We start from the raw sequence: 18,243 nt of genomic DNA, 5'->3' as shown, positions 1-18,243 counted from the left end.
AGCGGAACCGGAAGAGAGAGGGAGGCCCTGGCCATGGCCACGAGCGAGAAGCCGAACAAGCAGCCGAACAAGCAGCCGAGCGAGAAGCCGGGCGGGAAGCCGGGCGAGAAGCCACCGCAGCCGATCGCGTCCGTGTGGACGCGCCCGCGCACCAAGCAGCGGGAACAGCTGAGCCGGGAGCAGATCGTCGCGGAGGCGGTGCTCCTGCTGGACGCCGACGGCATCGAGTCCTTGAGCATGCGGAAGCTCGGCACCCGTCTGGGCGCCGGCGCGACATCCCTCTACCGGCATGTCGCCAACAAGGACGAGCTCATCGAGCTGGTCGTGGACGAGATCTACGGAGAACTCGAAGTCCCGGCCGTGGGAGCCGAGTTGGGCTGGCGGGAGGCCGCTGTCCGCAGCGCGTACAGCATGCGGGCGATGGCGCTTCGCCACCCGTGGATGGCTTCGGTACTGGGTCAGGTGGGACTCGTCCACCTGGGGCCGAACGTGATGCGGATGTCAGAACGCCTGGCGGACATCGTCGCGTCGGCGGGTTTCACCGGCGAGGAGACCGATCAGGCCATGAGCACGGTCTTCGCGTACGTCATCGGGGTCGCGACCACGGAGGCCGCCTACCTGTCGCTGATCGCACGCAGTGGCATGAGCGAACCGGAGTGGATCGAGGGCCTTTCCAGCGCCGCGACACAGGCCGCGGAGGATCTTCCGCGACTGCGGGAGGGACAGGAGGCCTACCGGGGCAGGACTCCGGAGCAGGTCCGGGACGAGAAGTTCGACTACGGACTTCAACGCGTCCTGGACGGACTGGAGTTCAGACTCGGTTCGCTTCGTACGGAGGGTTAGCAGTCGGCCGGTCCGGTCTTGCGGGGGACTGGCTCGTACGTATGACTGGCTCATTCCGAGAGCCGTCTCGCACGGAGGGCTGGCTCGTACGGAGGCCTGGCTCGTACGGAGAGCTAGGCGGCCGTCTCGTAGTCGGCGCGGACACCCTGTGCACGGTCCAGCGCCGGGACCTGCCGCACCGAGGGGGAGCCGCCGTGCGCCTCGGCCCGGATGCGCTGCTTCATCGTGGGCGGCACGGAGCGTGTCGGCAGCTCCGCCGACCAGCGTGCGGAGAGCGGTGCTTGGACCGTCCGTTCCGCCGCCCCGTCGCAGTGGCGCGCGGCGGAGGCCGGCGACTGCTGCGCGTCGGAGGAGTTGTCCGCCGTGGCGGCCGGGGCAGTGGCGGCGGCCGGGGCGGCGAAGCCCAGCATCGCGAGGAGCGCGACAATCGCGCTGATCAGTGCGGTCCACATCGTCTTCATGGCACAGCTCCCTTGAGGAAGGTCGAATCCGGGATGTCCGGTTTTCGTACTTTCCTCATGATGCGGATGAGGCACGAGAAGGCACGGACCGCCACCCCGATTCGCAGTTCTTCGGACAAACGCCACCCGTGCGGAGCAATCGAGGGCTAAAAACGTTGTCCAGGGGGCCGTGGAAGCCGCTGCTCCGGCTGTGTCAGGACGGCCGCTAACCTTACGTGTCACCCCTGGTCAGGGATCAATCCCCCCAGTACGGACATACAACGCACCCCACTCACTCGAAAGGCCTCGCCCATGGGCATTCGGAGCTTGCTGCGCAAGGTGTTTGGCGGCCGAACGGAACAGCAGGACGAATCCTCGGCGGTGTCGTCGACGCCGTCGGTGCCGTCCCAGGCCGAGCGCACGCAGGGGGCCGTCGAGACGGCCGATGCCCCGGAGAAGGCCTCCAACTCGGCCCCGGAGAAGGCGGATTCCCCTTCTCCGGCGGCGGACCTGGTGGCCGAGGCGTTCGACAAGGCCAAACAGAGGCCTGCGGCGGAGGAACGGGAGCGGGAGCCGGCCCCGGAGCCCGAACCGGTTGAGGTGAACGTGCCGGCCCAGTCGGCGGCCAAGGAAGAAACGGCCCCGGCTGCCGCATCGGCAGAGGGCCAGGTTCCGGCCCAGACGGACCGCGACTCGGCACCCGAGGTCGCGGCCGCGCCGCTTCCCGCACCGGAAGAGGTACTTGAGGAGAGGGCGACCTCAACTCCCGCTGCCCCGGAGCAGGTTGAGCCCGAACCGACGAAGCCGGAAACCGAGCCGGAGCCGGAGGCCGCCACCACCGCCCCCGAGCCGGTCGCTGCCGCCGTGGAGCCCGAACCGGTGACGGCTGCCGCCGAGGAAGCGCCGGTGTCGGAGTCCGAGCCCGCCACTGCCACCGTGGAGCCCGAGCCGATCGCCGCTGCCGCCGAGCCGGTCGCGGAGCCGACGCCGGAGGCCGAGGCCGTGGCCGTGACGTCTGCCGCCGAGGAACAGCCGGAGCCGGTCACCGCTGCCGTGGCACCGGAGCCGATCACCACCGAGCCCGAGGCCGAGCCGGTCGCTGTCGCCGTCGAGGCTGAGCCGGTCGCAGCCGCCGTCGAGCGCGAGCCTGAGCCCGTGGTCGTAGCCGTCGAGGAGGAGCCCGAGGTCGTCACCGCCGCCGAGCCCGCGACCGCCGAGCCCACGGCCGCCCTCACCGCCGCCCAGGTCAAGGCCCGCGCGCCCAAGGTTTCCGCCGCGTACCGTGCCGCCGGGACCGTGCTCAAGAAGGCGGAGCTGACCGGGGCGCGGGCCCGGGTGTACCTCGTGCTCGACCGGTCCGGGTCCATGCGTCCGTACTACAAGGACGGCAGCGCCCAGAAGCTCGGCGAGCAGGCGCTCGCGCTCTCCGCGCACCTCGGTGACAGCGGGGAGGTCCCGGTCGTCTTCTTCTCGACCGACATCGACGGGACGGGGACGGTCTCCCTCGACGACGTCGACGGGAAGATCGACGCGCTGCACGCCGGACTCGGGCACATGGGCCGTACGAGCTACCACCGCGCGGTGGAGGAGATCGTCGACCACTACGAGAAGAACAGCGGGGAGTACGAAGGACCCGCCCTCGTGATCTTCCAGACGGACGGCGCCCCGGAGGCCAAGGGTGCGGCAACCGCCGCGCTCGCCGAGGCCGCCAGGCTCCCCCTCTTCTGGCAGTTCGTGGCCTTCGGCGAGAGCGACGCGAAGGGCTTCGACTACCTGCGCAGGCTCGACGTCCCGAACGCCGCCTTCTTCCACGCGGGCCCGGCCCCCGCCGACCTCACCGACGCCGCCCTCTACAAGGGGCTCCTGGCGGGTTCGGCGGAGTGGCTCAAGGGCTGACGTACCCGGGCACCAGGAGCGAGGGCCGTCCCGGTCGGGGCGGCCCTCCGCTTATGCAGGTGAGGAGGCCGCTCCGTAACACTTAAGATTTCTGCATGGCGGCCACTGGAACCGAGAAGCAGGGGGCGGCGGCGTACTACGTCACGACCCCCATTTACTACGTCAACGACGCTCCTCACCTGGGCCACGCCTACACGACCGTCGCAGGCGACGTGCTCACGCGCTGGCACCGTCAGCGCGGCGAGAAGGTGTGGTACCTCACCGGCACGGACGAGCACGGTCAGAAGATCATGCGCACTGCCGAGGCGAACGGGGTCACGCCCCAGGAATGGTGCGACAAGCTCGTCGAAGAGGCCTGGAAGCCTCTCTGGGAGCACCTCAACATCGCGAACGACGACTTCATCCGCACCACGGAGAAGCGTCACACCGACCGCGTGCAGGAATTCGTCCAGGACCTCTTCGACAAGGACGAGATCTACAAGGGCGGGTACGAGGGTCCGTACTGCGTGGGCTGCGAGGAGTACAAGCTCCCCGGGGACCTCATCGAGGCGGAGGACGGGACGAAGCTCTGTCCCATCCACAAGAAGCCGGTGGAGATCCTCAAGGAGGAGAACTACTTCTTCAAGCTGAGCGAGTACGGCCCGAAGCTGCTGGAGTTCTACGAGGCCAACCCGGGCTTCATCCAGCCGGAGTCCGCCCGCAACGAGGTCGTGAACTTCGTCAAGCAGGGTCTGCAGGACCTGTCGATCTCGCGCTCGACGTTCGACTGGGGCGTGCCGGTCCCGTGGGACGACAAGCACGTCATCTACGTCTGGGTCGACGCGCTGCTGAACTACGCGACGGCGGCGGGCTACGGGTCGGACGAGGAGAAGTTCAAGTCGGTCTTCCCGGCCGACGTGCACCTCGTCGGCAAGGACATCCTGCGCTTCCACGCGGTGATCTGGCCCGCGATGCTGATGGCGCAGGGTCTGCCGGTGCCGGGGCGGGTCGCCGCCAACGGCTGGCTGATGGTCGGCGGCGAGAAGATGTCGAAGTCGAACCTGACCGGCATCAAGCCGCAGGACCTCACCTCGCACTTCGGCGTGGACGCCTACCGCTGGTACTTCCTGCGCGCGATCGCCTTCGGCAGCGACGGCTCGTTCTCGTGGGAGGACTTCACCGCCCGGTACACGTCCGAGCTGGCGAACGACTACGGCAACCTGGCGTCCCGGGTGGCCGCCATGGTCGGGAAGTACTTCGGCGGCACGCTGCCGGAGGCGACCGCTTCCGGTGACGCCGAGAAGGCCGTGCAGGAGGGCCTCGCGAAGGCCGTCGCCGACGCGGACCGGCTGATCGGCGAGGAGCTGGACTTCCAGGCCGGCATCCTGGCGATCTTCGACTTCGTGAAGCAGGTCAACGGCTACATCACGGAGCAGGAGCCGTGGAAGGTCGCCAAGGACGAGTCGGCGGAGGGCCGGGCGCGTCTCGCGACCATCCTCTACACCTCGGCCGAGTCGCTGCGCGCCATGGCCGTACTGCTGAATTCGGTCATGCCGGAGACGTCCCAGAAGCTGTGGGACTCGCTCGGTGCGGAGGCGGCCGGGCTCGGCGCGCTGGCCGACCAGCGGGTGCAGGACGCGGGCAGCTGGGGTCAGCTGCCCGTCGGCGCGACGGTGACGAAGGGTGCGGTGCTGTTCCCGCGCCTGGAGGAGAAGCCGGCCGCGTAGGCGGACGTACGTCGTGGGTGAGGGGCCCGGAGTCTTCGCGACTCCGGGCCCCTCCTCCGTATCCGGTCCTACTCCGGGGTACCAAGTGCTGCTGCGGAGGCGGAAGTTGCGTCTGGCAGACTTCGGGGGCCGGTGACCGGCGGAGCACGGACAACTCTGGGGGAATCAGACATGTGGGGGCGGGGGACCGTGCTCGGCGGCCGGTACACGCTGGGCGAGCGCATCGGCGGCGGCGCGATGGGCGAGGTCTGGCGGGCCGAGGACGGGGTGCTCGAACGTTCCGTCGCGGTGAAGATCCTGCTGCCGAAGCTCCTGGAGGAGGCGCAGTTCGCGGCCCGGTTCCGGCGCGAGGCCAAGGTGCTGGCCTCGCTCAGCCACCCGGGGATCGTCGACGTCCACGACTACGGCGAGCAGTCCGGCGCGGAAGAGGGCGACGACCGCATCGCGTACATCGTGATGGAGCTGGTCGACGGGCAGCCGCTGGACGAGGTCCGCGAGGACGAGGGGCCGATGCCCGTGGGGCGCGCGCTCGGCATCGTCGCCGAGGCGCTCGACGCGCTGCACGCCGCACACCGGGGCGGGATCGTGCACCGGGACCTCAAGCCGTCGAACCTGATGCTGCGCGCGGACGGCCGGGTGACCGTCACCGACTTCGGCATCGCGCACAGCAAGGCCGCGTCCCGCCTGACCGCGTCGCACGCGGTGCTGGGGACCGCCCTGTACATCGCGCCGGAACAGGCCGAGGGCATCGCGACCGTACCGGCTTCCGATCTGTACTCGATGGGTGTCGTGGCGTACGAACTGCTCACCGGGGAGCCGCCGTTCACCGGCGAGACGGTGCTGGAGATCGTACTGAAGCACATCCGGGAGCCTGCGCCGGAGCTGCCCGAGGCCTTTCCCGAGGCGGTACGGGCGTTCGTCGCGCGGGCGATGGCGAAGCTGCCGGAGGAGCGGTACGCGGACGCGGCGGTGATGGCGGCGGCGGCGCGGAGGGCGGCGGGGGCGGCCGGGGTGTCCGGTGCGTCCGGTGCGGGGGAGACCTCTCGGCCCGCGGCCGAGCCCGTCGTGCCTGTCGTGCCCGTCGTGCCTGTCATACCTCCTGTCGTACCTCCGGCGGTGCCTGCTGGTCCTGGGTTCGGGCCTGCACCCGCTCCTGCAACTGCCCCGGACCCCGTTCCGGTTCCTGTTCCGGTTCTTGTGTCGGGGCCGACGACGGCCACCGTTCCCGCGCCGGTTCCGTGGTGGAAGCGGCAGCGCATGCCCGTGCTCGTGGTCGTTCCGGTCGTACTGACGGCGGCCACCGTGACCGTACTGAACATCGGACTGACGCCGGACCGCACGGACAAGGAGAACGGCAAGGCCGCGGGCCCCGCAGCCACGAGCAGCGCCGATCCCGGCAAGCAGCCCCTCCCGAAGACCCCTCCCTCGACGCCGGGCACCACCCCCTCCGCTCCCGCCACCGGCTCCGCCGCGTCCGCCGAGGGTGCGAACACCGGCGGCAAGCAGGCCGCCGTCGCAGGGCAGAACGGCGGCGGCGCGGGCGCGTCCGGCGGTGCTACGGGCGGCAAGGAGGCCGGAGCGGGCGGCGCCGGTGCGGGCGGCGGCAGCGGCAGCGGCGGTGCGAAGGACAAGCCCAAGCCGCCGCCCCCACCGCCCTCCGACGGCAAGCCCGCCAACTGCGGCGGCGACGGCTGGGGTGCGATCACCAACGTCGGCACCGGCCGGAGGATGGGGCTCGCCAACGCCTCCTCCACCGGCACCGGCGGCAAGGTCGTCGCGGGCGGCAACACCCAGTTCGGGTGGGTGCTGGGCGGGAACCAGTTCACCGAGTTCCGCGCCTGCAACCTGGCCGGCAGCGCGCTCGGTCTCAAGCAGGCCCCCGCCTACGACGAGAAGACGGGCACCGTACTCGCCGAGACGAGCGGCTACTCCGGCTACGTCACCGGCTGGAAGACCACCCCCGCGGCCGGCGGCGCGCATCAGATCAACTACTACGTCGGCGACGGCTGCGTCACCGACGTCGGCGCGGGCCGCCAACTGGCCGTCGAGGCCTGCACCCCGGGCAACAAGGCGCAGATGTGGCGGCTGCCGTAGGGCGGGACCGCTAACGGATGACTTCGACGGCGCAGCGTTTGCCCGGTGCGGTCCGGAACTTCCCGTCGCCTGTCACCAGCGTCGCTCCGAGCTGCTCCGCCAAGGCGATGTACGTCGCGTCGTACGGCGTGAAGTTGTCGCGGAGCTCCCAGAGGCGAGGGACGAGGCCCTGGCACGAAGCACGCCGGACAGGGAAGGCCGGCAACTCGCCGGCGGCCCTGTCGGCCTTCTCCCGTGGAAGTTTCCCGGACCGGAGCAAGCGCTTCAAGACGCTGAGCACTTCGAGATCGATCAGCTCCGGAGCGACCAGTTCCTCGCCGGAGAGACGGGCCGCGCACGCCTTGCCCGTGGGTCCCGCGTCGATGAGGACGGACACGAGGAAAGAGCTGTCAACGACGATCAACGTTCCCGGTCCTCACGCTGAGCGGCGACGATGTCGTCCATCGAGACCTCGCCGGTCAGACCGTCCCGGACCCGGGCTAGGGCCTCGTCGACCGTGGCGCGGAACGCCTGCTTCTCCAGCTCGATCCGCAAGTACTCCTGGAGCGACCGCCCGCTCTCGCCCGCGCGCCGGCGCAGTATTTCGTAGGCGGCGTCGTCCAGGTTCCTGATTTGTACGGTAGCCATGCTTCAAAAGTAGCGCTGCCGTAGCGCTACAGCAACGGGAATGTACATGCGAGAGCGCCCCCGATCGAGTGATCGGGGGCGCTCGTCACGTACAGCCGTCGGCTACTTCTCGACCGGCTTCCGCAGCTGGATGTTCAGCTCGCGCAGGCGGGTCTCGTCGAGGACGGTCGGGGCGCCCATCATGAGGTCCTGGGCGTTGCCGTTGAGCGGGAAGGCAATCGTTTCGCGGATGTTCGGCTCGTCGGCGAGGAGCATCACGATGCGGTCGACGCCCGGGGCGATGCCACCGTGCGGCGGGGCGCCGAGGCGGAAGGCACGGAGCATGCCCGCGAACTCGTGCTCGACGGTCTCGCGGTCGTAACCGGCGATCTCGAAGGCCTTGAGCATCAGCTCGGGCTCGTGGTTGCGGATCGCGCCGGAGGACAGCTCGATGCCGTTGCAGACGATGTCGTACTGGAAGGCCAGGATGTCGAGCGGGTCCTTCTCCTCCAGGTCGGCGAGGCCGCCCTGGGGCATGGAGAACGGGTTGTGCGAGAAGTCGATCCTGCCGGTCTCCTCGTCCTTCTCGTACATCGGGAAGTCGACGATCCAGCAGAACCGGAAGACGCCCTCCTCGAAGTGGCCCGCACGCTTGGCGGCCTCGACGCGCACCGCCGACATGATCTTGGAGACCTCGTCGAACTCGCCCGCGCCGAAGAAGATCGCGTGGCCGGGGACGAGGCCGAGGCGGTCCGTGAGGGCCTTGACGTCTTCCTCGGTGAGGAACTTGGCGATCGGCCCTGCCAGCTGACCGTCCTCGCCGACGCGGACCCAGGCCAGGCCCTTCGCGCCCTGCTCGACCGCGTAGTCGCCCAGGCCGTCGAAGAACTTGCGGGACTGCTTCGCGGTGTCCGGGACGGGCAGCGCGCGGACGTGCTTGCCCGCGAACGCCTTGAAGCCGGACTCGGCGAAGACGTCCGTGACGTCGACGAGCTCCAGCTTGGCGCGCAGGTCCGGCTTGTCGTTGCCGTACTTCAGCATCGACTCGCGGAACGGGATGCGCGGGAAGGGGGAGGTGACCTCGCGGCCGTTGCCGAACTCGGTGAAGAGCTCGGTCATCAGCTTCTCGATGGGCTGGAAGACGTCTTCCTGCTCCACGAAGCTCATCTCGACGTCGAGCTGGTAGAACTCGCCCGGCGAGCGGTCCGCGCGGGCGTCCTCGTCGCGGAAGCACGGCGCGATCTGGAAGTAGCGGTCGAAGCCCGAGATCATCAGCAGCTGCTTGAACTGCTGCGGCGCCTGCGGGAGGGCGTAGAACTTGCCCGGGTTCAGGCGGGACGGGACGACGAAGTCGCGGGCGCCCTCGGGGGAGGTCGCCGTGAGGATCGGGGTCGCCATCTCGTTGAAGCCCAGCGCGACCATCTTGGAGCGGATGGAGGCGATGACCGAGGAGCGCAGCATGATGTTGCGGTGCATGCGCTCGCGGCGCAGGTCGAGGAAGCGGTACTCCAGGCGCCGCTCCTCGTTGACGCCGTCCTCGGCGTTGATCGTGAAGGGGAGCGGGTTCGCGGCGCCCAGCACCTCGACCTCGGTCACCTCGATCTCGACCTCGCCGGTCGGCAGCTCGGGGTTGACGTTGTCCGCGCCACGGGCGGAGACCTTGCCGTCGATGCGGACGACGGTCTCCTTGGTCAGCTTCGCGAGGGCCTCGTTGGCGGGGGTGCCGGGGCGGGCGACGAGCTGGACCAGACCGTAGTGGTCGCGCAGATCGATGAAGAGGATGCCGCCCAGGTCTCGGCGATTGTGCAGCCAGCCGCTCAGCCGGACGTCGGCGCCGACGTCGGTGGCGCGGAGCTCGCCGCACGTGTGGGACCTGTACCGATGCTGCATCGTTCATCCAATTCTTCGCGAGATTCTTCGCGAGACAGGCGGGAATCAACTTCCGTCAAGGTTACCGGGCTGGCGCACCCCGTTCTCCGGGCCCGCCCCCACCCGTGTTTCACGTGAAACACCGCTTGCCCGCGCCCCCTCGGCCGGGGGTCCGGGGGTTGCCCCCGGGAAGGCGCAGCACGTGAAACGTCGGTCCTCTCGCCCCGAGCGGCCGGTCCCCGCGCGACCTGGAAGGATGTGCCCATGCGCACCGAGGACGTGCTGGCCGCGATCGACACGGGCCTGTGGCGGTGGGACAACGCCTCCGGGACCGTTGTCTTCGACGCCGAGGCGGCCCGCCTTGTCGGCCTGCCCGCCGAGGAGACCACGCTCACCGAGTCCGCCGCACGGGCCCGTTTCCACCCCGTCGACTGGAACGAGATAGACGGCATCGTCGCTCTCGCCGTCGCCGAGGGCACCGTCGCCGAGGCCCGGCTGCGGGTCATGGCGGAGGGCGGCCGCCAGGTTCTCCGTACGGTACGGAGCCGGTCGAGGCCCTTCACCACGGAGAGCGGCGACTACCAGCTCATCGGCACCATCCAGGAAGTCGCCGAACCCCCGCCCGGCACCGCGGCCCGCACCCCCGTGACGGGCGACTGGCGGCGCTCCCGCGAGGCGTTCCTGCTGGATGCGGGGCGGGCGCTGGCGGAGGCGCGGTCCACGGCGGAGGTGCTGCGGGTGGCGGCCTCGCTGTCGATGCCCGGATTCTCGCCCGAAGGGCTCGCGGTGTTCGGGGTGGCCGGGGACCGGCTGACGACGATCGGGCACCACGGGCACAGTCCGGGCGACGAGGACCCGTTCCGGGACATGCCGCTGGACACGGACTATCCGGCGGCCGAGGTCGTGAGGACCGGGCGGGCCATCTATCTGCCGACGCCGGAGGAGTACCGGAGACGGTTCCCGGCGACCTGGCCGATGGCCGAGCCGTTCGGACGCAGATCGTGGGCGTATCTGCCGCTGATCGTGGCGGGGCGGACGATGGGCGCGTGGATGGCGGGCTTCGCGCACCCCGTCGCGTTCACGCCGGACGAGCGGTCGGTGCTGACGACGGTCGCGCGGATGCTGGCGCAGGCGCTCGCGCGGGCCGGGGTGGAGGAGTCGGAGCGGGCCCTCTCCGAGGGGCTGCAGCGCTCGATGATGCCGACGCTGGGGCCCGCCGTCCCCGGTATGAAGGTGGCGGCGCGGTACGTGCCGACCGGGGGCGGGCTCCAGGTCGGCGGCGACTGGTACGACATGATTCCGCTGCCGTCCGGGCGGGTGGCGCTGGTCATCGGCGACGTGCAGGGGCACGACGTGCGGGCGGCCGGGCTGATGGGCCAGCTGCGGATCGCGCTGCGCGCGTACGCCTCGGAGGGGCACCGGCCGGACGCGGTGCTCTCGCGCGCGTCCCGCTTCCTGCACGGCATCACCGACACGTACGCCCCGGACGACCACTCCAGCCCGCGCTTCGCGACCTGTCTGTACCTGGAGGTCGACCCGGTGGACGGGACGGTGGAGCTGGCGCGGGCCGGCCATCCGGAGCCCGCCGTACGGATGCAGGACGGGACGGTTCTCGTACGGACGACGGCGGGCGGGCTGCCGCTGGGCATCGACGCGGACACCGACTACCCGACGACGAGGCTCGCCCTCGAACCCGGCGAGACGCTCATGGTCTGCACGGACGGGCTGATCGAGACGGGCGGCCACGACCTGGACTCCGGCTGGGCCAGACTCCGTACGATCATGGAGAACCACCGGGAGCTGGACCTGGAAGCGCTCGCCGACGACCTCGTGCAGGCGGTCCACGGCCCTCCTTCGCACCACACCACCGGACCGCTTTCCGACCGCCGCGAGGACGACATCGCACTGCTGCTGCTGAGCCGGGACGGAGAGAGCACGACCGCTGCCGCGTCGTCGGTACGGTCCACCGCGCTGACCGTCGCGCAGGCCGAGCCCGAGCGCATCGCCGGCACCCGCCGCCAGCTGCGCGAGCTGCTGCACGACTGGGCCGACGAGGACCAGGTCGACTCGGCGGTGCTGATGGTCTCCGAGATGGTGACCAATGTGCTCGTCCACACGGACGGCGACGCGCTGCTGACCGCGCGGGCGACAGGACCCGTCGGGGCGCGCCGGCTGCGGGTCGAGGTCACCGACGCCAGCGACGAGCTGCCGCACAAGCGGCGCCCCGGCGAGATGGCCTCTTCGGGGCGCGGGCTGCTGCTGATGGAGATGCTCGCGCACAAGTGGGGGGTGGACCCGCGCGGCGAGGGCAAGTCGATCTGGTTCGAGCTCTACGAGGACGCGCCACCGGTGTCGTACGACGACGTCTGAGCCTGTGCGGAGTCCTGTGCGGAGCCCTGTGCGGGCGCGGGCGCGTAGTTCTTCCGGATCTCGGAGAAGACGCCGAACGCGGCAGCCGTCAGCGGCACCGCGAGCAGCATGCCGATGATCCCGGCGACCGACGCCCCCGCCGTGATGGCCAGCATCACCACCGCCGGGTGCATCTGGACCGTACGGCTCTGGATCATCGGCTGCAGGATGTGCCCCTCCAGGACCTGGACGGCGAGGACGACGCCCAGCGCCCACAGGGCGATGACCACGCCCCGGTCGGCGAGCGCGACGAGGATGGCGACGGCGCCGGAGAGGAACGCGCCGAGGTAGGGGATGTACGCGCCGACGAACACGAGCGCACCGAGCCCGACGGCGCCGGGAACGCGCAGGATCAGCAGGCCGACGGTGATGCAGAGGGCGTCGATGAGCGCGATGAACGTCGTCCCGCGCATGAACCCCTCCACCGCTTCGAAGGCGCGGCGGGCCATCGCCTCGGCCATGTCGCCGGTGTCGCGGGGCGCGAAGCCGCGCAGAGAGGTCACGGCGCGGTCGGAGTCACGCAGGAAGAAGAAGATCAGCAGCATCGCGAGGACCGCGGTCGCGACGATCTCACCGACGATGCCGAGCCCGGCGAGCACCCCGGACGCGGCGGTCCCGCCGAACTTGGAGAGCAGATCCTGGGCCTTGTCACCGAGGTCGCCGAGTGTCGTGCCCTTGCCGCCGAAGCGTTCGATGAGATCGGTGGCGGCGCGCTGCACCGACGCCACGATCTGGTCGCCGCTGTCGATGAGGGCGCTCACGACGATCCAGGACGCCCCGCCGACGACGGCGACGACGGCCGCACAGGTGAGGCCCGCGGCCAGGGACCTGTTCACCTTCATCTTGATGAGCCGGCGGTGGAGCGGACCGAGCAGCGCCGTCCCGAGCAGCGCGAGCAGGACCGGCGTCACCGCGGTCTTGAAGGTGATGCACAGCCAGACCGCCACGGCGACGACCCCGGCCACGAGCAACGCGACGACGCACCAGGCGGCGAGGCGGCGGGCGGGGACGGGGAGGAGGGACGACTTGGGCGACGTCGGGGATGGGGACGGGGACGGGGACATGGGGCAACGAGAGCACGGGGCTTGCGGGTGTGCTCCTTGAGGGGGGCCGGGTGGGTGACGGTGCGTCAGACACACCCCGGACACCCACCCCAGCCCTCTCGGGTACACGCCACCCATCTTGGGCACACGCCCCCAGCCCCCTTGGGCGCAGCCGATACCGCCGCCCTCTTGGGCAGCGGGACCGCCCCTCACCCGCGCCCCCCGCCGCCGCCTCCTTGGGCAGCGGGGCCACCCTTCCTGCGCGCTCCCGCCCCGCCTCCTTGGGCAGCGGGACCGCCCCCTCACCCGCTCTCTCTCCCCCCCCGCCGCCTCCTTGGGCAGCGGGGCCGCCCCCCGGGGGCGGAACGGGTGGGCAAGGGGGCGGCCCCCACGCGAAGCCCCACCCTCCCGACCGCACGCCCTCGCGACCGCACCCCCGCTCCCGCGACCGCGTCCCGTGCGGGCCGGTGGGCCGCTTCGCGGATTGGGCCCCTCCCCGCCCCTCCACCTAAACCGCTCGCCGCGGGGCGGGTGGGTGGGTTGTACGTGCGGGTGCGTCGTGGCTGATCGCGCAGTTCCCCGCGCCCCTGACGGGGCTGCTGATCGCGCCCGCGCGGCGGAGCCGCACATCCAGCACAGCCCCGCGCCCCTAACGGGGCCGGTGGGCGTCGTAGCTGGGCGCGTCCGTGCGGCGGAGCCGCAAATCCAGTGCAGCCCCGCGCCCCTGACGGGGCGGCTGGTCGCGTCCGTGCGGCGGAGCCGCAGATCCAGCACGGCCCCGGTTGCCGTGGCCGGTGCGCGGGGGTGCGTCCTCACACGCCGCACGGGAGAGCGCACCCGACAAGAAGAACAGTGTGGGCACGGGCCCGAAAGCCCGTGCCCACCGCCCCGACCCCCGCCAACTACATCCCGTGCACCGCCGGCACCTTCCCCAGCCTCCCCGCCTGGAAGTCCTCGAAGGCCTGGCGGAGTTCGTCCTGGCTGTTCATGACGAACGGGCCGTAGTGCGCCATCGGTTCCCGGATCGGGCGGCCGCCGAGGAGTACGACCTCCAGGTCGGGGGTGTGGCCGTCCTGGGACTCGTCCGCGCGGACCGTCAGCGAGCCTCCGTCGCCGAAGACCGCCGTCTGGCCGACGTGGACCGGGCGTCGGTCCGTACCCACCGTGCCCCGGCCTGCCAGCACGTACGCCAGGCCGTTGAAGTCGGAGCGCCAGGGGAGCGTGACCTCCGCGCCCGGACGGATCGTCGCGTGGATCATCGTGATGGGGGTGTGCGTGATGCCGGGTCCTTCGTGCCCGTCGAGCTCGCCCGCGATGACGCGCAGCAGCGCGCCGCCGTCGGGGGAGGTCAGGAGCTGGACCTGGCCGCCGCGGATGTCCTGGTAGCGGGGGTTCATCATCTTGTCCGCGGCCGGGAGGTTGACCCACAGCTGCAGGCCGTGGAAGAGGCCGCCGGACTGGACGAGGGACTCCGGCGGCGCCTCGATGTGGAGCAGGCCGGAGCCGGCCGTCATCCACTGGGTGTCGCCGTTCTGGATCGTGCCGCCGCCACCGTTGCTGTCCTGGTGGATGAAGGTGCCGTCGATCAGGTACGTCACCGTCTCGAAGCCGCGGTGCGGGTGCCAGGGCGTGCCCTTGGGCTCTCCGGCCGCGTACTCCACCTCGCCCATCTGGTCCATCATGATGAACGGGTCGAGGTACTGGTAGTTGATGCCCGCGAACGCGCGGCGCACCGGGAAGCCCTCCCCCTCGAAGCCGCTCGGCGCCGTCGTGACGGCGAGCACGGGGCGGGACACGGCGTCCGCCGGAGCGGACACCCTCGGCAGGGTCAGCGGGTTTTCGACGGTCACTGCGGGCATCTTGAGCCACCTCCAGGCGGGATGTTCAACATTCAACTTAGTTGAAGGCTGAACTTCCTGCAAGGCGGGGCACCCGCAAGGAGCGCAGGCTCAGGGAACGGCGCAGGTCAGCCGTGCATCAGCCGTACATGCGGCGCATCGCGAAGTCGACCATCTGCTCCACGGCCTTCGCGTCGAACACCATCCGGTGCTCGCCCTCCATGTCGAGCACGAAGCCGTAGCCGGTCGGGAGGAGGTCGATGACCTCGGCGCCGGTGATCACGAAGTACTTGGACTCCTTGCCCGCGTACCTGCGCAGCTCCTTCAGCGTGGTGAACATCGGGATCACCGGGTGCTGCGTGTTGTGCAGTGCCAGGAATCCGGGTCCTTCCCCGCGCGGGCAGTAGACCTTCGACGAGGCGAAGATCTGCTGGAAGTCCTCCGCGGACAGCGTCCCGGTGGTGAAGGCCCGCACCCCGTCGGCCAGCGAGGGCGGCGACGGCTCGGGGTACAGCGGCTGCTCCGCATACGCCTGCTGCTGGGGCGGCGGCTGCGGCGGGGCGTAACCCTGCTGGGCTCCCCCCGGCGGGGCGTAGCCCTGCTGCGCGCCCGGATTCTGCTCGTAGCCATACATGCGGCCAAGAGTACTGATCCCACCCCACCGGCCGTACGGACACCGGCCCTGGCCGAGCGGCTGCCCGGGGCCCGCGACCGCGCGCAGGCCGCGGACGCACGCCGCCGTCACCGGGACCAGCGCCTCGTCCGCCGAAGCGGGCTCCTGCGCCGACGCCAGCGCCTCGATCTCACCGCCGAACGCACCGAAGGAGCCGTCCGGTTGCTGCTGCGCGAGCAGGAAGTCAGCCGCCCTCAGGACCGCCGGGTCGCCGGATCGCCGGGGCCGAGCAGCGCCGACACCGCGCGCAGCAGCTCAGGGCCGAACACCAGGTCGTAGCAGCGCAGCGCCGCGACCAGCACCGCGGGCAGCGTTCCGGCCAGTTCCGCACGGGCCTCGGCCGACAGCCGGTCGGCCGCCTCCGCCGCCCGGCACGCCTCCTCCAGCCGCACCCGGTCCGCCCGCAGCAGGGACGCACCCGCGCCGGGACGGTAGGAGGAAGGGGGAGGCGGCTGTACGGGGTGATCGGTCTGGGCACAGTCGTGCAGGGCCCGCTCCGCCGTGCGGAACAGTTCGCCGGACGGGTCGAGCCGGTCCATCGCGCCGCGCAGCCAGTCCGCCGCCCGCGCGAGCGCCCGTACGGTCGCCTCCGCCGTGCTCGGAGGCGACACGGTCACGGCCAGTGTCGTGGTCGCGTTCGTGGTCGCGTTCGTGATCGCGACCGTGGTCGCGTTCGTCGTGGTCATCGGGCGGCTCCGTTCCGTGCGGCGGGCCTGCCGGTTCCGCCGGTTCCGTACAGCCGGTCGGCCAGGGTCATCGCGACGACCAGGGTGGTGTGGTAGCTGCGGGCGAAGGCGCAGCTCCGGCGACGGGCGGGCCGCGGGCACCGCCGGACGCGACCCGTCCGCAAGTAGACCCTCGTCACATCCGGCCGTCCGGGGTTGCGGCTTATTACCGGTGGGTAGCATCATCGTGACTACTTGCTGGTAGTAGTTACGAGGATCCTGCCTCCCCGAGTTATACGGAGCCGTCGCCATGGGGCACTACAAGTCGAATCTCCGGGACATCGAGTTCAACCTCTTCGAGGTGCTCGGTCGCGACAAGCTGTACGGCACCGGCCCGTTCGCGGAGATGGACGTCGAGACCGCCAAGAGCATCCTCGACGAACTGCGCCGCCTCGCCGAGAACGAGCTGGCCGAGTCCTTCGAGGACGCGGACCGCAACCCGCCGGTCTTCGACCCGGCGACGAACACCGCGCCCGTCCCGGCCTCCTTCAAGAAGAGCTACCAGGCCTTCATGGACTCCGAGTACTGGCGTCTGGGCATCCCGGAGGAGATCGGCGGCACGACCTCCCCGCGCTCCCTGATCTGGGCGTACGCGGAGCTGCTGCTCGGCGCCAACCCGGCGGTCTGGATGTACTCCTCGGGCCCGGCCTTCGCCGGCATCCTCTTCGAGGAGGGCAACGAGGCGCAGAAGAAGGTCGCGCAGATCGCCGTGGAGAAGCAGTGGGGCTCCACGATGGTCCTCACCGAGCCGGACGCCGGTTCGGACGTCGGCGCGGGCCGCACGAAGGCGATCCAGCAGGAGGACGGCTCCTGGCACATCGAGGGCGTGAAGCGCTTCATCACGTCCGGTGAGCACGACATGTCGGAGAACATCCTCCACTACGTCCTCGCCCGCCCCGAGGGTGCCGGCCCCGGCACGAAGGGCCTCTCCCTCTTCCTGGTCCCGAAGTACAACTTCGACTGGGAGACCGGCGAGCTGGGCGAGCGCAACGGCGCCTACGCCACGAACGTCGAGCACAAGATGGGCCTCAAGGCCTCCAACACGTGCGAGATGACCTTCGGCGACCAGCACCCCGCCAAGGGCTGGCTGATCGGCGACAAGCACGACGGCATCCGCCAGATGTTCATGATCATCGAGTTCGCCCGGATGATGGTCGGCACGAAGGCCATCGCGACGCTCTCGTCCGGCTACCTCAACGCCCTGGAGTACGCCAAGGAGCGCGTGCAGGGTCCTGACCTGGCCCAGTTCATGGACAAGGCCGCGCCCAAGGTCACCATCACGCACCACCCCGACGTGCGCCGCTCGCTGATGACGCAGAAGGCGTACGCGGAGGGCATGCGCGCCCTCGTCCTGCACACCGCCTGCGTCCAGGACGAGATCGCGCTGAAGGAGGCCAACGGCGAGGACGCCAAGGCCGAGGTCGCGATGAACGACCTGCTGCTCCCGATCGTCAAGGGCTACGGCTCGGAGAAGTCGTACGAGCAGCTCGCGCAGTCGCTCCAGACCTTCGGCGGCTCCGGGTACCTGCAGGAGTACCCGATCGAGCAGTACATCCGCGACGCCAAGATCGACACCCTCTACGAGGGCACGACCGCGATCCAGGGCCAGGACTTCTTCTTCCGGAAGATCGTCCGCAACCAGGGCGCCGCGCTGAACCAGCTCGCCGAGGAGATCAAGAAGTTCCTCGCCGTGGGCACCGGCGGCGAGGAGCTGGCCGGGGCGCGCGAGCAGCTCGCCAAGGCGGCCGTGGACCTGGAGGCCATCGTCGGCGCCATGCTGACCGACCTCGCGGGCACCGAGAAGGACGTCAAGTCCATCTACAAGGTGGGCCTGAACACGACCCGTCTGCTGATGGCGTCGGGTGACGTCGTGGTCGGCTACCTGCTGCTCCGCGGTGCCGCTGTCGCCGCCGAGAAGCTGGCGACGGCCTCGGCCAAGGACACCGCCTTCTACACCGGCAAGATCGCCGCCGCGAAGTTCTTCGCCGCCAACGTACTGCCGGGCGTGGGCGTCGAGCGGGCGAAGGCCGAGTCGGTCGACAACGAGCTGATGGAGCTGGACGAGGCCGCTTTCTAGTCTCGCCGTCCCCCTGAACAACGG

General features: G+C 70.5%; 14 protein-coding genes. 6 read left to right on the top strand and 8 right to left on the bottom strand.

The annotated features are described in order from the left end of the window. The first annotated feature begins 33 nt into the window (after positions 1-33). Entirely contained in the window at positions 34-843 is an 810-nt protein-coding gene (locus ACH4SP_RS14130; protein ID WP_398414296.1) for a TetR/AcrR family transcriptional regulator, read from the top strand. A gap of 113 nt (positions 844-956) precedes the next feature. On the opposite strand, the gene ACH4SP_RS14125 is transcribed toward ACH4SP_RS14130, so the two are convergent. Continuing rightward, entirely contained in the window at positions 957-1,304 is a 348-nt protein-coding gene (locus tag ACH4SP_RS14125; RefSeq protein ID WP_398414294.1) for a DUF6344 domain-containing protein, read from the bottom strand. A gap of 291 nt (positions 1,305-1,595) precedes the next feature. On the opposite strand from ACH4SP_RS14125, the gene ACH4SP_RS14120 reads away from it, so the two are divergent. The 3 genes from ACH4SP_RS14120 to ACH4SP_RS14110 all read left to right on the top strand — a co-directional run bounded on the left by ACH4SP_RS14120 (position 1,596) and on the right by ACH4SP_RS14110 (position 6,979). Next, positions 1,596-3,179 carry a VWA domain-containing protein gene (locus ACH4SP_RS14120; RefSeq protein ID WP_398414292.1) on the top strand — a complete coding sequence of 528 codons (1,584 nt, stop codon included), beginning with the start codon at positions 1,596-1,598 and terminating at the stop codon, positions 3,177-3,179. Between the two features lie 95 nt (positions 3,180-3,274). Then, positions 3,275-4,885: a methionine--tRNA ligase gene (metG, locus tag ACH4SP_RS14115; RefSeq protein ID WP_398414290.1), complete on the top strand. Its 1,611-nt coding sequence runs from the start codon at positions 3,275-3,277 to the stop codon at positions 4,883-4,885. Between the two features lie 171 nt (positions 4,886-5,056). Further along, positions 5,057-6,979: a serine/threonine-protein kinase gene (locus tag ACH4SP_RS14110; RefSeq protein ID WP_398414288.1), complete on the top strand. Its 1,923-nt coding sequence runs from the start codon at positions 5,057-5,059 to the stop codon at positions 6,977-6,979. Positions 6,980-6,989: 10 nt separating this feature from the next. Here ACH4SP_RS14110 and ACH4SP_RS14105 read toward each other — a convergent pair whose 3' ends face one another. The 3 genes from ACH4SP_RS14105 to aspS form a co-directional block, all read right to left on the bottom strand. Next, a complete protein-coding gene (locus ACH4SP_RS14105) occupies positions 6,990-7,382 on the bottom strand; it encodes a type II toxin-antitoxin system VapC family toxin (protein ID WP_398414286.1) in 393 nt (130 codons plus the stop codon). Next, entirely contained in the window at positions 7,379-7,606 is a 228-nt protein-coding gene (locus ACH4SP_RS14100; protein WP_398414283.1) for a FitA-like ribbon-helix-helix domain-containing protein, read from the bottom strand. The genes ACH4SP_RS14105 and ACH4SP_RS14100 overlap by 4 nt, the downstream gene beginning before the upstream one ends. Before the next feature lie 102 nt (positions 7,607-7,708). Beyond that, entirely contained in the window at positions 7,709-9,475 is a 1,767-nt protein-coding gene (gene aspS / locus ACH4SP_RS14095; RefSeq protein WP_398414280.1) for an aspartate--tRNA ligase, read from the bottom strand. A gap of 243 nt (positions 9,476-9,718) precedes the next feature. Here aspS and ACH4SP_RS14090 point away from each other — a divergent pair, with 243 nt between their 5' ends. Further along, on the top strand, positions 9,719-11,824 hold the full coding sequence (locus ACH4SP_RS14090; protein ID WP_398414277.1) for a SpoIIE family protein phosphatase: 2,106 nt from the start codon (positions 9,719-9,721) through the stop codon (positions 11,822-11,824). Here ACH4SP_RS14090 and ACH4SP_RS14085 read toward each other — a convergent pair. From ACH4SP_RS14085 to ACH4SP_RS14070, 4 genes are all read right to left on the bottom strand, one after another. Beyond that, on the bottom strand, positions 11,785-12,927 hold the full coding sequence (locus ACH4SP_RS14085) for an AI-2E family transporter (protein ID WP_398414275.1): 1,143 nt from the start codon (positions 12,925-12,927) through the stop codon (positions 11,785-11,787). The two genes, ACH4SP_RS14090 and ACH4SP_RS14085, sit on opposite strands and share 40 nt — an antisense overlap. An 881-nt stretch (positions 12,928-13,808) precedes the next feature. Continuing rightward, positions 13,809-14,765 carry a pirin family protein gene (locus ACH4SP_RS14080; RefSeq protein WP_398414273.1) on the bottom strand — a complete coding sequence of 319 codons (957 nt, stop codon included), beginning with the start codon at positions 14,763-14,765 and terminating at the stop codon, positions 13,809-13,811. Positions 14,766-14,883: 118 nt separating this feature from the next. Next, entirely contained in the window at positions 14,884-15,378 is a 495-nt protein-coding gene (locus tag ACH4SP_RS14075) for an SseB family protein (RefSeq protein ID WP_398414271.1), read from the bottom strand. A gap of 233 nt (positions 15,379-15,611) precedes the next feature. Continuing rightward, positions 15,612-16,103 carry a hypothetical protein gene (locus ACH4SP_RS14070; protein ID WP_398414268.1) on the bottom strand — a complete coding sequence of 164 codons (492 nt, stop codon included), beginning with the start codon at positions 16,101-16,103 and terminating at the stop codon, positions 15,612-15,614. 289 nt (positions 16,104-16,392) lie between these two features. On the opposite strand from ACH4SP_RS14070, the gene ACH4SP_RS14065 reads away from it, so the two are divergent. After that, positions 16,393-18,219, top strand: a complete 1,827-nt coding sequence (locus ACH4SP_RS14065) for an acyl-CoA dehydrogenase (RefSeq protein WP_398414266.1) — start codon at positions 16,393-16,395, stop codon at positions 18,217-18,219. Positions 18,220-18,243 lie beyond the last annotated feature (24 nt).

The sequence above is a fragment of the Streptomyces sp. NPDC021093 genome (genome assembly GCF_044333135.1).
Lineage (GTDB): Bacteria > Actinomycetota > Actinomycetes > Streptomycetales > Streptomycetaceae > Streptomyces.
This window is presented reverse-complemented; position numbering and strand designations above follow the sequence as displayed.

Bases quoted from the DNA above. Each gene is read 5' to 3' on its own strand.
- ACH4SP_RS14075 (WP_398414271.1), bottom strand. From the start codon at position 15,378: ATGTATGGCTACGAGCAGAATCCGGGCGCGCAGCAGGGCTACGCCCCG.
- ACH4SP_RS14110 (WP_398414288.1), top strand. From the start codon at position 5,057: ATGTGGGGGCGGGGGACCGTGCTCGGCGGCCGGTACACGCTGGGCGAG.
- ACH4SP_RS14065 (WP_398414266.1), top strand. From the start codon at position 16,393: ATGGGGCACTACAAGTCGAATCTCCGGGACATCGAGTTCAACCTCTTC.
- aspS (WP_398414280.1), bottom strand. From the start codon at position 9,475: ATGCAGCATCGGTACAGGTCCCACACGTGCGGCGAGCTCCGCGCCACC.
- ACH4SP_RS14070 (WP_398414268.1), bottom strand. From the start codon at position 16,103: ATGACCACGACGAACGCGACCACGGTCGCGATCACGAACGCGACCACG.
- ACH4SP_RS14120 (WP_398414292.1), top strand. From the start codon at position 1,596: ATGGGCATTCGGAGCTTGCTGCGCAAGGTGTTTGGCGGCCGAACGGAA.
- ACH4SP_RS14125 (WP_398414294.1), bottom strand. From the start codon at position 1,304: ATGAAGACGATGTGGACCGCACTGATCAGCGCGATTGTCGCGCTCCTC.
- metG (WP_398414290.1), top strand. From the start codon at position 3,275: ATGGCGGCCACTGGAACCGAGAAGCAGGGGGCGGCGGCGTACTACGTC.
- ACH4SP_RS14090 (WP_398414277.1), top strand. From the start codon at position 9,719: ATGCGCACCGAGGACGTGCTGGCCGCGATCGACACGGGCCTGTGGCGG.
- ACH4SP_RS14085 (WP_398414275.1), bottom strand. From the start codon at position 12,927: ATGTCCCCGTCCCCGTCCCCATCCCCGACGTCGCCCAAGTCGTCCCTC.
- ACH4SP_RS14130 (WP_398414296.1), top strand. From the start codon at position 34: ATGGCCACGAGCGAGAAGCCGAACAAGCAGCCGAACAAGCAGCCGAGC.
- ACH4SP_RS14080 (WP_398414273.1), bottom strand. From the start codon at position 14,765: ATGCCCGCAGTGACCGTCGAAAACCCGCTGACCCTGCCGAGGGTGTCC.
- ACH4SP_RS14100 (WP_398414283.1), bottom strand. From the start codon at position 7,606: ATGGCTACCGTACAAATCAGGAACCTGGACGACGCCGCCTACGAAATA.